The organism is Rhizobium sp. 01T444 (assembly GCF_056398305.1).
Genome location: NZ_JBFTPD010000196.1, coordinates 1 through 680 on the forward strand (window position 1 = coordinate 1; position 680 = coordinate 680).

General features: G+C 63.4%; 1 protein-coding gene. It reads right to left on the minus strand.

What is annotated here, in order from left to right; translation table 11 throughout:
• Positions 1 to 433: 433 nt before the first annotated feature.
• On the minus strand, positions 434 to 680 hold a 247-nt coding region (locus AC1DTN_RS37945), incomplete at its 5' end, for a hypothetical protein (protein WP_477925295.1).

Below are 680 nucleotides of genomic sequence, written 5' to 3' on the forward strand. Positions count from 1 at the left end.
TCGTGATGTGCTCGCCCTGAGGGATATCGCCGGCGCGGGAAGGATGCACCTGCAACATGTAGATCAGCGCCGTGGGCGCGGTGACACCGAGTTCGATGTCGAAGCCGATTTTGATAAGCATGGGGGCTGCCGGGTTGGAGGGGGTGATGCAGGTCAAGCACGTTTGGTGCCCGGCTGCCAGGGGATGCGGACCATCGTATAGGTCCGGGGGTGCGCGGCGTCCGGATTTGCACGCAAAGCCACGTAGGCGCAGGCACCGAAGCGTCAGCGTGGTCCTACTTGCGACTCCTCGCCGCTCCCACAGCGCCGAGCGCGCGGCCACTACGACTTTTCGCCGCCCGCTCCCCTAGGCTGTGCAATTGCCTGCAACCGCACGGCGGCGCAATGACGGTTTCGTTCAATCAACGACCTGGAGCGAATCATGGAACTCTCCTCACTGCTGCAATTCGCGGGCAACTGGCTCAGCGAAGCCCTTCTCTGGACTGTCGCCTGTTCCGCCGCGGTGGTCGGATTGGTGGCAGTCGTCAGTGCGCTGGACATGTTCTTCACGGAAGCCGGCTGATGTCGCGGCGCCGATGCGCCGCTCCTCCACAGACAAGAAAGACTCCTTTTGATGACGCAACAAAACAAGGCGGCCGCCGGACGCCGCCCCAAGCAGGGAGACGGCAGCAACGCTAAGC